Here is a 14687-nt window from a genome sequence, read left to right on the forward strand (position 1 = left end):
CTGTCCTATTTTTTCCTCTTCTATGTGCACAGGGTGCTAAATCACAGTCCGGTTTTTTTGTTGGCACGAGAAATCAATGGCCCCACTCAAATTTGTCAAAGGTTTTTAGCCATTCGAACAAGCACCGTTGGCAGTAATCTTGTGTTTGGCCAGTTAGAACACTCTTCCATTCCCAGGCGTTTGTATAAGCGCTTTGCGCCTTCATTTTTTGCTGAAACGTCTAAGCTCAACCTGCTTGCACCTTTAGCTTTTGCGCGAGCCTCTATGTCACGCATGAGCAGTGAGCCAATACCTGCCACTCTATGTTTCGGCTTTATCGCGATGCCTTGTACGTAGCAGTCCGCCTCTGGAATGGTCTCGAGGATACGCCAGAAGGGGGCAAATACTATGCGTGCAATGTTGAGCCGCAGCGCGTTTTTTTTGCGGCGCGTTGCAATGGTTCTTCAGAGAAGGTGCGTTGTTGTGTTTCTGTAAATGTTGAATACATACCGATTATTTGGTTTTCTGTTTCAGCGAATACAACGTGTTCGAAGGAAAGGGAATGGCCTGGGGCTATGAATGCGGATGCAATAATGCTTTTTGAGTGACGGCCCAACACCATGCGGAAAAAACCTTCTGCAGCATGGTCGAGGTAGCGGGCGAAGCTTAGGCCATCGTTTTGGTTTGGTTTGGTTTTGCTTGCCTTAGTGATATTGCTTGTTTATTTAAGACCATTTTTAATCTATTTGTAATTGTTTTTTTTGCTGTCGAAAATAAATCTAAATGGTACTTCGTAGCCTTTGCCCAAAAGCTTACCAGGGAATATGGCAGCACCGCTCCGAATAGAATTTTCCGGTGCGACAAGCCTCTAAAACGAACGCCCCAGGAATATACGAAACTGCTTGTCTGGAGTAGGCTCGGTTACTCCGAGCAGCACACTGCCGAAAACAAACCAATGCTCGGCAAAGACCGTCGCAACGTAGGGGCCAAACTGATGCAGTTGATCACTTGCACCGCGCAAATCATTCGTTGAGCCATAGACGCTGTACATATCGATACCAGCACTAACAGTAGAGCTAAACTTATGATCCAGACTTGCACGCGTACTAAGCAGTATGCCATCACGCCCATCATCACCAAGCTCTTTGGCTGTAAGCAAAATTCCGCGCACGGCCGTTTTGGAGGCTATTTTTAACTGGTTATTCCAGCCACTCCAGGACTCAAAATAATGAATCAGTGGTTTTGCCGTTGCCAGTTTCTGAGGTTTCAGGGTATCGTTTCCTGAGCTTTGGGCAAATATTTTCCGCTGTTGAGATTATGTCAAAGGTAAGGTTTGACCCCCTGCTTTTTTTATTTTGGTCAGCCGTTGCCGGAAAAGTAACGGCAGTTTTAACGGCTCTTTTTTTAAGTGGCTGTCCAATTTTTTCAACGACCCCGCTGCCTTCTTTTAAAAACAACTTTTAGTTTCTCTGGATAATGAATTTGACGACCAGCTCTCATAAAGTTTTTGATTCAACTGCTACGGTTCTTGCAGTTTAATAAAACAGGAGAAAAACATGTCCTTTATTAATCTCACTAGTAAATGCTCCCGATTTCTTACGATTGTTTTGCTATTTATTGGTTTGCATGCGAATGCAGATGTTAGTGCTATACCTCCCGAGAAACACCCAAATCTGTTTTTTAATAGTGCTGAAATATCTGCTTTACGACAGGCGATTATTCAGGACAGAAGCCCGGCTTACGCTGTCGCGACTTACGATTCGATAAAAAATGTTGCGGCTGTTCACAAGCCTGGCAATTTGAATTCCCTGCCATGGCCAGAAAATTACAATGCTGGGCGTTTGGCTACACATAGCAACATGAAAGCCAACTTCAACTACATGATAGAGCCCACCCAGGCAAAAGCGCAGAGCATGCGCGCAGCGCTGTTGAGTTGGACTAGCGACCCTAATAGGGGTTGGTCTCACGATGTGCAAGGTGCAGGGCATGCCCATTTTGCCCTCGCCTGGATGTATGACTTGATTTATAACGCTGGCGTTTTGAGCGATAGTGAAAAAGCCAGTATTGATGATTTCTTTAGTGATATTTCCCGTTTGGTGGCATTCAGTAATGAAGCCTGGACCAACAGCACTCGCCACAATGTTAACCAGGAGGGTTCCTATCGCGAATCCTATGAAAATTGGTGGCAACTTGATTTTCACGCGGGGATTGTTTTTGCTCTGGTCTCGCACGACCAATCTGCAGTTGATCGAATATTTAAAACCAGTGTGCCGGAAGATTACTTTTATCAGGACATTACACAATTTGCGCCGGATACGCGTGACCTGAAAAACATGATTAATGGCCTTGTGTATCCGAGTGGTTACAATTTTGATGGCTACCATCGTGCATACACTTTTGAGGGGCAACACTACCATTTTTATTCTTTACTGCCCGCAGCCCTGGGTGCTGAAGCCGCAATTCACAATGGCTTTGATGCATGGTCTTACAAAGATAATGCCTTATTGCGCAGTTTCAAAGTTGGCGCGTCCTGGGCCGAAACAGCTAAGCGCGGCGAGTTTATCCATAACTGGCAACCTTATTTTTGGGTAGCGCACCGCCGTTACCCAAGCGATAGCGTCATCAGTGAGGCTGTTGCCAAACCTTCTGCGCGCAGCGATTTAAAGTGGATATTTGATACCACCTTACCTCTTTGGGGAGTATTAGGTGATGTATACCCCGAAGGCGCTGTGGGTGGCGGGAATTCCAGCGGCAGTTCCTCATCCAGTACGAGCTCCAGTAGCAGCACGTCTTCTAGCAGCAGTTCCAGCAATTCAAGCAGTAACTCAAGTTCGTCGAGCAGTAGTTCCAGTAGCAGCTCATCTTCCAGCGGTAGCTCAGGTGGTGGAGAGATCCCCGGGGCAGACAGTCTCTTGTTGGCAACAGACGGTTTTGTTTTTGACGGCTCCATAAGTAATGTCGTGGTTTTGCCGCACAATAGCACCTACGAAGTAAATGAAGGAACCTTGTCGTTTGCGGTTAAGCCGACTTCCATTGTGGGCGCGCGTCGTGGATTGTTTTCCAAGGACTCTGCGTATTATGACGATGGTGGGCACTTATCAATTTTTATAGTCGGCACCGATCTGTTAGTACGCTCTCAAGGCCTGAGTAGCCAATCGGAAGTGACTGCAGTGGGTGTATTCGAATCAGGTGTGGAAACCCATGTGGCAATTACCCTGGGTGATGCGGGCTTGCGTATTTATATTGATGGGCTCTTTGAGGCTAGCGATCTCTCATGGACTGGCGCACTTTTTGGGAATAAGGAGCCAGTTGTTATTGGAGCAAACCAATGGGCCAGTGGTGACCAGGTAGCAGATCAAATTATTGAGCCTTTTACCGGTGAAATTGGTTCTGTCTATTTACACTCGGAGCAACTGGATGAAGCGGATATCGCATGGCTCGCAAATCAAGATGGCTCAAGCTCATCGAGCAGTAGTTCCAGTTCTAGCTCATCTACCAGTAGTTCAAGCTCAAGTTCAAGTTCAAGTTCAAGCTCAAGTTCAAGCTCAAGTTCAAGCTCAAGCTCAAGCTCAAGCTCAAGCAGTAGCTCGGGTGGTGGAGAGATCCCCGGGGCAGACAGTCTCTTGCTGGCAACAGACGGTTTTGTTTTTGACGGCTCCATAAGTAATGTCGTGGTTTTGCCGCACAATAGCACCTACGAAGTAAATGGAGGAACCTTGTCGTTTGCGGTTAAGCCGACTTCCATTGTGGGCGCGCGTCGTGGATTGTTTTCCAAGGACTCTGCGTACTATGACGATGGTGGGCACTTATCAATTTTTATAGTCGGCACCGATCTGTTAGTACGCTCTCAAGGCCTGAGTAGCCAATCGGAAGTGACTGCAGTGGGTGTATTCGAATCAGGTGTGGAAACCCATGTGGCAATTACCCTGGGTGATGCGGGCTTGCGTATTTATATTGATGGGCTCTTTGAGGCTAGCGATCTCTCATGGACTGGCGCACTTGTTGGGAATAAGGAGCCAGTTGTTATTGGAGCAAACCAATGGGCCAGTGGTGACCAGGTAGCAGATCAAATTATTGAGCCTTTTACCGGTGAAATTGGTTCTGTCTATTTACACTCGGAGCAACTGGATGAAGCGGATATCGCATGGCTCGCAAATCAAGATGGCTCAAGCTCATCGAGCAGTAATTCCAGTTCGAGTTCATCTAGCAGTAGCTCAAGTTCGAGCTCATCTAGCAGTAGTTCCAGCTCGTCAAGCAGTAGTTCCAGCTCGAGTTCCTCTACCAGTAGCTCCAGCTCAAGCGGTGGTTCAAATAATTTACTTACTTTGCGAGCCGAACATCAAGGCCAATCTGGCTATGTTTATTGGAACATCAATCATTCCGACGAAAGCTACATGGGCGCATTTTTGATTCCTCGCGAGCCCTCGGGTGATCATCCAGAAGACACCTTCTTCTACAACGATAACCCAACCATTGCGGTCAACGGTTCCTACAAAATGTTTATGCGCGGCAGGTACGGCAGCAACCGCTACGCAGGCGTTGCAGAGTTGGACATTCCATCGAGTCTGTCGAAGTCAGACAACCTTGATGATTTACCCATTGCTACCGTCTCACAGAATTTTTACTGGCCCTACCCGGATCTCTGGGAGGACTCCAGTTTCACTTCTGGCGCGTTTAACGGCTTGCTCATTGGCGGTATGTGCGTTGTAAATGACAGGCTTGTCGGCACGCTTTATGGAATGTACGTAGGCGACACGTCCATGGCACCTATTTGGGTATTGGATAACACAGAGCTAAACGGGCAAGGTATTCGCGGTATGTGGGACAGCCCCGATATTGATGGCTCCCACTACGCCGGTTGGATTTCACCCGTTCCGCAAGAGTACCAACAAGCGCTTCGAGGCAGCCACCTATTTGGCATGTCACAAGGAAACGCGCGCTCTCTAAATTTCCGTGGCTCGAATGGGCCGTCTTTATTCACTTATAATTTTGATACTGCCGATTCCATTACCAGCAATTCTCCTCCTGCCAATGGCAGTAAGCTCGATCTCAACCGGTTTATGGACTTTGGCATCTACGAACTTTCGCCAGACCAGAATGCCGCTGGGTCTATTTGGACCAACATCTCCGAAGCCTACTACGGTTTCATTGTACCCGGCACCCGAACTTATGCCGTGTTTGGTTACTCCGGCGGCCATGGCTCGGGAGTGTCTTATGGTGATGCTTCGTGGCTAGGTGTGAAATCCTACTACGCTAACGATCGCTCCGATTACGACAGTCACTACTGGTTGTTCGACCTGGATGAAATTTTGGCTGCTTCCAGCCCCGGTGCACCCAAGCCCTATGAGCATGGCGCCATTGACAACCAGTTTAACGCCAACGGACAACCTTTCTCCGTGCCTTACGCCGGCTTTATTCGCGGTGGCTCTTACGACACGGAGAATAGAATTCTCTACTTAGTGGCCCACGACGCCGAACCCAGAAGCCATAGGAATTCCGAGAGTGATCTGTCGATTATCATCGCTTATGATTTAAGTGACGTTGCATCCGAATAGTTTACTTCCCACTTGGTGCCCATTCATGAATGGGCACCAAGTGCCATTCGGGACAGACCACATTTTCTTAAAAGCCCGCTTCTGGAGCCGTTAGCCGTTTTTGCGGAATGGAAAGTTGACAGACAGGTTAAACATGGAAATGGCTATAAATATTTTGGGCTAGCACCTTGGCCCGAAGGTCATTGCGACTGTAATCGGCCACGCAACCAGACTTTTGTGAAAATGGTGACAGACTTACTCTAATAATGGAAACCCTTCAAAAAAACAATTCTGTCCGCTTTCAGCCAAGAGCAGACATTTAAAAGGGACACGAGGGCACCCACTCAGACACACGACAGACACACGAGGACACCCACTCGCCATTGGCGACAGCGTAAGCCGGGCCTCTGTCCTGAATAATCGCCTGTCGTAAAGCAGATATTTCAGCACTATTAAAAAAACAAATTTGGGTGTTTCTCGGGAGGTATAGCACTAACATCTGCATTCGCATGCAAACCAATAAATAGCAAAACGATCGTAAGTAATCGGGATTATTTACTAGCGATGTTAATAAAAAACATGTCTTACTCCTATTATTAAACTGTTAGAACCATAGCAGTTGAATCAAAAATATTTTGAGAGCTAGTTGTCAAATTTTCTTCCAAAAAACTAAACTCAAGGTGGTTAATGTGAACAGAGCCGGAGTTAGCCGGCTTAAAGTGCCATATGCTTCCCAGTTACGTTGTTGACCCATAAGGTTCTTTTTGATGGGAATACCACTATTCATAAGCTTGCGAGCACCAATTCCTGGCTATTGGTAAGCTGACCTACGAGACCGAAATTATGTATAAAGAAATTATCTTGCGCTGCCTGCTTACACTCTTCTTTTCAGTATCCACCCTTGCAGGAAATTCTGTTTTGGCTCAGGAAAAAGTTGCCATAGTTCACGTTGCTGCAAGCAAAACCAGTGGTGGAGCTTCTTTTTCACCATTTAAAACGATTGACAGTATCGAGGACCCTTCCAGCTCATGGAAAAGCTGGAGCAATGACCCCGTATCAATTACCTATGAATTAGCGGACATAGAGAACATAAACTCTCTGGATGTACTTTGGTATGGAAACACCAAGCGGTCATATAGATTTAGCATTCAAATCTCAGAAGATGAAAGCGACTGGGTTACCGTCGTTGAGCTGGAACAAAGTTCAAAAATGGTCAGCCAATCTGACTATGAACAATATAGCTTTATCCCTACGCAAGGTAAGTTTTTAAGAATAGTCGCTTATGGCAATGATCTCGACCCGTCCACAAGGATCATTGAGGTCGGCATCAGCGCTGTTGCCGGGAGCCAGGAGCCAGACCCCGAACCGGAACCGGAACCGGAACCGGAGCCCGGCTTGGACCCTTCGAGTTTATCAATACAAGCTGTGAGCGCAAATAGAGACGACGGAAACATTGCGTCTAACACTATCGATGGAAGTTTCAATTCACGGTGGTCTGCATCGGGCGATGGAAGCTTTATCACATTTGATCTCGGACAATCAGCAAGAATGGATCAAGTGAATATCGCTTTTTATAAAGGAGACTTAAGAAAAGCATACTTCGACATCCTCACCTCTTCAGATGGCATTAACTTTCAGCAACAGGTAAACAACCTGGAATCCAGCGGACAGTCTACTGCTTTTGAAGTATTCGATGTCGGGAGTGTAGATGCCCAATACTTGAGAATTGTTGGACATGGCAATTCAGTCAATGCCTGGAATAGTCTCACTGAAGTTGAGGTCATTGGGCTTCCCACTGACAATGCGCCTAATGAACCAGATCCAGATCCAGATCCAACAAATCCTACTCCTGTTGAGCCGGGCGATACCTCAAACATCATTCCTGCTAGCCGGCGTATTGAGTGGAGTGCCGGAATACCAGGCGGCATTCCCTACTACGCAACTATTTCCCAAAATGTTAATAACCATGGGGCCATTGCAAATGATGGGAAAGATGATACTCAAGCCTTTATCAATGCAATCGATTCAGCCTCCACTGGTTCAGTCGTATTCGTGCCAGACGGAACCTATAACTTATCAAAAAAGATTCCTATTACAAAAAGTATCGTACTAAGAGGCAATGGCGCAGACAAAACGAGGCTAATATTTAATACGAGCGATTCGTTAATTGAATTTACGACAAATGGCGGGGAGTCCTGGAAGGGGATATCAGGAAATTTAGATAAAGGATCAAACATCATTAGCGCATCAGATGCTACCGGCATTCAAGCCGGAGATTTCATTATGATTCGCCAGCACAATGACCCCGCTGTAATCAAATACGCCCGAGAATGGGCCACTCATGCAGTAGGGCAAGTATTGAAGATTAAAGACGTTTCAGGAGATGACCTTCACCTAGAGAAGCCTCTTTACTATTCCTACAAGGCTTCCATGAACCCTCAATTTACCTATAGAAAAATGCTCACAGGGGCCGGCCTTGAAAACATTTATATAGAAAAGACCAATGGTGATGGAGCCTCAAGATCAATCACGTTTTTCAAAGCCGCTCATTGCTGGGTGCAAGGAGTAAGGAGCGAGAAGACTGACAAAGCACATATTGAGTTTCGGCATGCATACGGGAATGAAGTGCGAAGTAGCTTTTTCAATTCGGCACATGACCATGGCGCTGGAGGACAAGCCTATGGAACCCGATTTGAAAGATATGCCAGCGATAACCTCATAATAGATAATGTATTTAAACATCTTCGACACTCGATGGTATTGCAACTGGGTGCGAGCGGCAATATTCATGCTTACAACTATTCCCTGGACCCATACACCAGTCAGTCACCCAGTTGGCTGACTTCAGATATTACTATTCATGGTAGCTATCCCTATATGAATTTATTTGAGGGGAACGTCGTGCAACATATCATTTCAGACGATATTCATGGAACCAACGGCCCGAACACTTTTTTTAGAAACAGAGTGGAGAAAAACGCCGAAACAATAACAGCGAGTATAACGAAGCCAGAAAGATTTAGTTTTATAGAAATTCATGAGAACAATCTGTTTAGCAATATTATTGGAAATGAACTTGGAAATCGATTTAGCTTTCCAACCGATACAGCCATCAAAGTCAATCATCCCGATGAAAATATTGTTCATGGGAATTTCAATTACACCACACAAAGCATTGAATGGGATCAAGAAATAGAATACGGGGAAATGCCTTCTTCCTTATTTTTGCAAAGTAAACCTTCTTTCTTTGGAGATATGGTATGGCCAATTTTCTATGGCTCGGAGGGCCCAGTAATACCGGCCCAGCAAAGGTATGAAAACGAATTGAAAGATAATCTTTAGAATGCCAAGAGGTCCGTGCAGTGTGGCGTTTCGCACTAGCTCACGAATAGTTCGTCGACATTAACGGGAAAACCTCAGCCAGTTTTGAAGTTTTTGACACCGTTCGTATGACAAACAGGGAGCGTCCATATATGTCCTTACTGCCTTATGTCTGCGCCTACGCTGCCATGAGTAACCATCGCCACCCTGTCCAGCACACAGCCTGATGGCCCCTGGAGGCGTGTGAACGCTGGCACAAACTCTACAAGGGCACTTTGCTTACCCTGCGGTTTGTGAAAGGCTAACCGTTAGATGAAGCCCAATGGCAGGCGGTTAAGGCGAAACTGGAGCACTGGCGCCTTGAGCTGGCCAATATCAGCCGTTTTTACAAAACACATCCATGTGTTTTACCCTTCGGGCCGCCAAAGGCGTTCAAAAATATTCCAGATATTTTTATGGGAGAGCCGGTTTAAATCACAAGCCTTGTTAGATGAAAAAGCGCTGGCGGCTTGCATGGCGTATGTGGATTTAAACCCTGTACGAGCCAAAATAGCGCGCACACCGTAAGCGCCAATCCGACTACAGGCTTGTATTCCAAGGCAGTAAGGCCTCAACCTGTTCGACACTTTGAGCGTTTGGAAGCTCTCTAAAAACCTGTACGAGGTAGTCATACACATTTAGCTCATTCGCCTTGGCGGTTTCGATCAAACTATAAAGGTTGGCGCTAGCTTTGGCACCCGCTTGGCTTTTGCTGAACATCCAATTCTTTCGACCAATTGTAAACGGACGTATTGATCTCTCCGCCGCGTTGTTATCAATTGGGTATCGACCATCGTCGACATAGCCAACCAAGCGACCCCATTGATTATTCAGGTACACCAAGGCTTTACCGATTGCCGTTTGTGGTGGCACAGTAACAAGGCTTTTCTCCATCCATGTTTTTAGTTTTTCGAGGATCGGCAAGGCGTCGCTTTGACGAATTTGGTAGCGTTTATCCGGCGGTTCGCCTTTGATTTTCTTCTCAATGACGTAGAGCTTTTGGATATAGGCTAAAGCTTGATCGGCTTTGCCCGTTTTTCCTTTCTTTTGTAATGCTTGTGCATCTTTAAACTTTCTTCTGGCGTGCGCCCAACAACCTATACGAGTAATGCCGTACTCAGTGCACGCTCTTTGGTAACCCTCATAGCCATCCACCATAATCGCAGCGTTATCTTGACTGAGCAGGTTTAGTGGTACTTGCTGGCTACGCGTATCAGCATAATGGAACACGCATGCGGGCTGGTGGCCGGTGTTGGTCATTACCCACATGTAGCTTTTACTTTGCGCTGCCTTTCCGGGCTCATCTAATACCTGCAGCGTGGTTTCATCTACATGCAAGCACGGTTGACTATGGAGATGATCGATCAGTAAGTTAATAAGTGGTTGTACTCGCTCACCGCATTTGACCATCCAGTTGGCCATATTCGTTCTATCCAGCTTAATGCCTATGCGCTTGAACATCTCGCTTTGGCGGTACAGCGGTAAGGCGTCAGCATATTTTTGAGTGGCGATGTAGGAAAGTAAGCTAGGACTAGCAATGCTTTTTTCGATGGGTTGTTTTGGCTTGCTCGCAGTAACAATATGATTGTCACAGCAGGGGCAAGCATATTTGAGCCGCTTATGCCGTATCACTTTGATCTTGGCTGGAATGATCTCTAATTGCTCATGATCGTCACTGCCAATGTTTTTAAGCTCGGAGCCATCGTGCGGGCATACTTTCTCCTCTTCCGGCAGGTCGTGGATAATGTCTTCACGTGGGAGGTTGTCTGGAAGGGTGATCCGAGGTTTACTTTTACGTGTATGGCTTTTAACAACCGTAGTTTCAGATTCTGAGATTAAAGCTTCATCAACCAGGCATTCTTCTACTTCATTAAATAAGCCCATCTGATCTGGCGATGATTTTTCACTAGAGGTGCCGAAGCGCTTACTGAGAAGATGTTTTATTTGTTCGTGAAGAGCCGATATTTGTGCATCACGCGCGGCTATTCTTTCTCCACTTTTTACTTTTTCAGCGGCGAGCTGCTCACGCAATAAATCATTTTCTTTTTGTAAGGCCGCTGCATCGTTCATAGCGGCTATTATACAAAATATTTAAACGACTTCGGTATACTTTAATTGCTGATGGGGCATAAATTTGGCAAAGTCGAAGCCGCGTAACAACCAACACCATTGCTCGTAGGTTATTGAAACCGTCGCCAGCGGCGCTTTCCTAGGCCATTTGAATTTAGCTTTTTCTAAACGCTTCTGCCAGAGGGAAAAACCGGTGCTATCCCAGTACAGGACTTTAAGCTGGCTACGGTTCTTATTGCAGAAGACAAACAAGGCACTATCGTAAACATCCAGCGCCATCTCTTCGCTGACGATGACGGCCAATCCATTAATGGCTTTGCGGAAATCTACAGGGTCACGGTGTAAGTAGATTGGAATTGAATCTCGCCACTGGATCATGCCAGAGAGCGCACCAATGAGACGAAGGACGGTATGGACATGGTCGCAGGGCAATGGATTTTACAATGGCCCACCTCTACAGTCAGGCCTTCAGGTGAGGCTGGCTCCAACTGCACAATAGCTTTCGCAAAAGCACCACCGTCTTGAGCTTTGCGCTTGGAGAGCTTTAAGTTGAAATATTTGGTATTGAGATTGTGTTGTTTGCAGAACTCTGTCTGCGAGAGCCCTGACGAATCGAATTTTTCGAAAATCTCGGGCCAATTGTATTTTTGGTAAGCCATACAGCCTCCTTGATAAGTGAGGCTGTAGAGTAGTGAGTGATTCAAGCTGACTGAAGGGTGTAGTTCGTTTGGCGCTTACCGCACACCCGAAGATTCTGAACATACTTCTATTAAGCGGCGGGTCGAACATTTAAAAAAACGAGAAACCTGAGCGAGTTAAATTAGCTGAGTTTGTAGGCAATCCCAGAGAGCCCATGCCGCAGGGTTTACCCTTTCACTTAAAAGACTATATAGAACTGGTGGACCTTATCGGTAGAGCGATTCGGGAATACAAACGCCGTTTTATTGACAACCAGCTACCCCCCATTCTCGACCGACTTAATACGAAGCGCTTTTGCATTAATATTTACCGCAAAAATCTTATCGCATAAGACGTTCCGCAAGAGCTAGATTCCGCTCGCGTAAAATATTGAATATTACCCCTCTTTGAATATTTCCTAACCTAGCAACTAAACAGTGATGATTTTCGTGAGCCCTTACGGGAAATGTACAGGAAATTTCTACAACGATTTTTTAAAGTGACTGTCTATTATTCTCTTTATTCTATTCCTTGGATAAGATAATCTTTGAACGGGAATTCCCAAATATTATTTCAGTTAGTGAAAACAAAGGTATCGAGATAGCTTCGAAAATATTTATGCGACCCTGGAAGATAGTAGAGACAGAATGGGTTTGCCTCAATTCGATAACTCGGTTCCTGAATTGGTTAAAAAATACTATGATATTGCCATTGATAGGAAAACCAACCAAACCAAGCAAGATGGCTAGCGCAGGTTATTAAAGTCCAATAGAAGTCTGACACCTTTTCAGCATTTTTTTATCAAATGACGCGTTGTTCACTTTCTTCTGTGGCTTGGTATTTCGGGAATAGGTTCACTGAATTTACGTATCCGCTTGTGAGCTTGTTGATTTTTGTGACACCGTTCACCAGCCAGATTTTAGTATTACTTTAGTATCAAATTTGTATTCCTTTCTACAACTGCCATTCGGACAGATTTCCAGCATAGAAATCGGACTTCACTTTTCGAAGAAGGGTTTTTTGGATTACCGCTTACTTACTGTTACCTAAACGTAAAACTCTACCCCGATAATTGGAGATATTACATTATGAAGTTTATAACAATGGTAAGTATTTATACTTTGCTAGTTGGCATAATTGTCGCGGACAATGCGAGAAGTAATCCTTTGGATCTGCCGTTGTACGATCCCTCGAATATCCAATACGAGGGCGCTTTCCTGGTTCCCGACGGCGGCAGGGATTTGGGTAACGGTACTTATTTAACCGGCCTGCAATACGGAATACAAGGCTATGGTGCCTTTGCTTACAATCCTGATGGAGATGGCGGAAAGGGTTCACTTTTTCTGGCTGCCGGCCTTGTGGCAGGTAATCCAAATGAGCCTGTGATCTGCGAGATCAGTATTCCTGAACTTAAGACGTCAAATTATAATCGAGCAACCCTGGTTCAGGATTGTGAATTACTGGGCGGGACTCTGGGCAATTTTCCAAACGGTCACTCTGGGGCTAATGGCACTGCTGCCACAGGAATGCTTTATAAAGATGGATACCTCTATTTTACCGCTGCCGGTGTTTATCGTGGAGATACTCAGTCCACGACATTGTTTCGCCGAAGTGCAGACCTTTCAGACAATAACGTTGATGGCCCGTACTCGGTGGTGAGCTCTACCTTAAATCAACGGGCAATGGGCAATGGGATGGGATGTCCGATACCAGAAAACTGGCAGGAGACTTTCGGTGGAGCCACCCTAATGGGTGGCGGTGGACACGGTTTGTCCTTGCTGTATGGCGTAAACTACGGACCTGGTTTTTGGGTCATCAATCACAACGATGTGGAGGGCCTTGCTGATTACGGCAACGTGCCAGGCACCGCCATTCTGAGACATACCAATGGGGCTATAGCCGATGGCGGGACCTACCCCTACATGGGAAACAACCCTGATGCCTTCTTCTCCGGTATGTCTATGCACCGCGGTACTGTCATGCTGCCTGATTATAGGACTGTCCTTGCCTACGGTCCATGGGCTGCCAATACTACCTATGACTCCGGTGGGGTGATCTCCGGGTATCAGCGACCCATTTCACTTAGCAGAGTATATGACCGGTTCTTGTTGTACGATGCGCGGGACCTTAAAGACGCCTTTGACGGGGTTGTCTCCGATGAAGAAGGCATCCTGCCCTATGCTGTCCATGACATGGACTTCAGCTTTGATAATGATTCGTACGTCCGGTCCGACCGTGGTGCCATTTGGGATGTAGACAACAGGCGACTTTTTATCGTTGAGGACAATGGTGGCGGTGGCAGCTTACCTATAGTTCATGTTTTAAAGTTCACCAATAGCTCTGATGGTGAGCCGGACACCATTGCGCCTGATGCAATTAACGATCTTGCTGCATCTGAAGGTACCTCCCATGGTGAGATCAACCTAACCTGGGCCGCCACTGGTGATGACGGAGTGTCAGGCAAGGCCAGCAGCTACGACATCCGTTACAGCTCTTCGCCAATCGATTCATCAAATTTTAGTTCTGCCCAGGAAGTATTTGGAGAGACTGCTCCTGCCGATTCAGGAACTGGCGAATCATTTACCGTTGGGGGGCTCACTGCAGGAGCCATTTATTATTTTGCTATTAAGGTGGGTGACGGTGTTAACTGGAGCGAGGTTTCAAATTCCCCCTCTGCAACTGCGACCCTTGTTGTAAATAGCAGTTCGAGCAGCAGTAGTTCTTCATCAAGTAGTTCTTCGTCAAGCAGTTCTTCGTCAAGCAATTCTTCGTCAAGCAGTTCTTCGTCAAGCAGTTCTTCGTCAAGCAGTTCTTCGTCAAGCAGTTCTTCGTCAAGCAGTTCGTCGTCAAGTGCGGCGCCCTCTTCAGGCTCGTCAGGAAATGGTGGCGGGGCAGGTGGAGATTCCGGTGGAGGCAGTATCGATCTTACTCTGTTAATACTGTTATCTCTCATTAGCGCCCTGAAAGCAATTTTACGAATCAAGGGTTCTGCATCACTTTTGTCCCACTAACGCCGGACGAGATCCTGAGACATTTGAGGAGGCTCACGCCTCTTCTCCCTTTGTG

9 protein-coding genes and 1 pseudogene are annotated in these 14687 nt (G+C 46.3%); 4 read left to right on the forward strand and 6 right to left on the reverse strand.

The genetic code is table 11. The features are described from left to right. Positions 1-95 precede the first annotated feature (95 nt). The 3 genes from H5336_RS23770 to H5336_RS08835 form a co-directional block, all read right to left on the reverse strand. Positions 96-437 carry a GNAT family N-acetyltransferase gene (locus H5336_RS23770; RefSeq protein WP_185235692.1) on the reverse strand — a complete coding sequence of 114 codons (342 nt, stop codon included), beginning with the start codon at positions 435-437 and terminating at the stop codon, positions 96-98. A gap of 410 nt (positions 438-847) precedes the next feature. Further along, a complete protein-coding gene (locus tag H5336_RS08830; RefSeq protein ID WP_185233386.1) occupies positions 848-1138 on the reverse strand; it encodes a hypothetical protein in 291 nt (96 codons plus the stop codon). Positions 1139-1199: 61 nt separating this feature from the next. Continuing rightward, complete coding sequence (locus H5336_RS08835) at positions 1200-1436, reverse strand: hypothetical protein (RefSeq protein WP_185233389.1); 237 nt, start codon at positions 1434-1436, stop codon at positions 1200-1202. Between the two features lie 99 nt (positions 1437-1535). Here H5336_RS08835 and H5336_RS08840 point away from each other — a divergent pair, with 99 nt between their 5' ends. Together H5336_RS08840 and H5336_RS08845 are read left to right on the forward strand one after the other, a co-directional pair. Further along, positions 1536-5534 (forward strand): LamG-like jellyroll fold domain-containing protein, encoded by a 3999-nt coding sequence (locus tag H5336_RS08840; protein WP_185233391.1) that lies wholly within the window; start codon positions 1536-1538, stop codon positions 5532-5534. Between the two features lie 822 nt (positions 5535-6356). After that, entirely contained in the window at positions 6357-8855 is a 2499-nt protein-coding gene (locus tag H5336_RS08845; protein WP_185233398.1) for a discoidin domain-containing protein, read from the forward strand. Positions 8856-9413: 558 nt separating this feature from the next. Here the strand turns inward: H5336_RS08845 and tnpC are convergent. The 3 genes from tnpC to tnpA are packed head-to-tail and all read right to left on the reverse strand — an operon-like array spanning position 9414 to position 11602. Next, on the reverse strand, positions 9414-10943 hold the full coding sequence (gene tnpC, locus H5336_RS08850) for an IS66 family transposase (RefSeq protein WP_185231928.1): 1530 nt from the start codon (positions 10941-10943) through the stop codon (positions 9414-9416). Positions 10944-10964: 21 nt separating this feature from the next. Then, positions 10965-11321: an IS66 family insertion sequence element accessory protein TnpB gene (gene tnpB / locus H5336_RS08855; RefSeq protein WP_185231926.1), complete on the reverse strand. Its 357-nt coding sequence runs from the start codon at positions 11319-11321 to the stop codon at positions 10965-10967. Further along, positions 11318-11602 (reverse strand): IS66 family insertion sequence element accessory protein TnpA, encoded by a 285-nt coding sequence (tnpA, locus tag H5336_RS08860; protein ID WP_185231924.1) that lies wholly within the window; start codon positions 11600-11602, stop codon positions 11318-11320. The genes tnpB and tnpA overlap by 4 nt, the downstream gene beginning before the upstream one ends. A gap of 82 nt (positions 11603-11684) precedes the next feature. Here tnpA and H5336_RS08865 point away from each other — a divergent pair. Together H5336_RS08865 and H5336_RS24010 are read left to right on the forward strand one after the other, a co-directional pair. Then, positions 11685-11925 (forward strand): annotated as a pseudogene (locus tag H5336_RS08865) (hypothetical protein); the annotation flags it as partial. A gap of 784 nt (positions 11926-12709) precedes the next feature. Further along, a complete protein-coding gene (locus H5336_RS24010) occupies positions 12710-14632 on the forward strand; it encodes a hypothetical protein (RefSeq protein ID WP_246439063.1) in 1923 nt (640 codons plus the stop codon). Positions 14633-14687: the final 55 nt, after the last annotated feature.

It is taken from the genome of Teredinibacter franksiae (assembly GCF_014218805.1).
Classification (GTDB): domain Bacteria; phylum Pseudomonadota; class Gammaproteobacteria; order Pseudomonadales; family Cellvibrionaceae; genus Teredinibacter; species Teredinibacter franksiae.

Coding starts and splice junctions, on each gene's coding strand:
- tnpC (WP_185231928.1), bottom strand. CDS start 10,943: ATGAACGATGCAGCGGCCTTACAAAAAGAAAATGATTTATTGCGTGAG.
- H5336_RS24010 (WP_246439063.1), top strand. CDS start 12,710: ATGAAGTTTATAACAATGGTAAGTATTTATACTTTGCTAGTTGGCATA.
- tnpA (WP_185231924.1), bottom strand. CDS start 11,602: ATGGCTTACCAAAAATACAATTGGCCCGAGATTTTCGAAAAATTCGAT.
- H5336_RS08845 (WP_185233398.1), top strand. CDS start 6,357: ATGTATAAAGAAATTATCTTGCGCTGCCTGCTTACACTCTTCTTTTCA.
- tnpB (WP_185231926.1), bottom strand. CDS start 11,321: ATGATCCAGTGGCGAGATTCAATTCCAATCTACTTACACCGTGACCCT.
- H5336_RS08840 (WP_185233391.1), top strand. CDS start 1,536: ATGTCCTTTATTAATCTCACTAGTAAATGCTCCCGATTTCTTACGATT.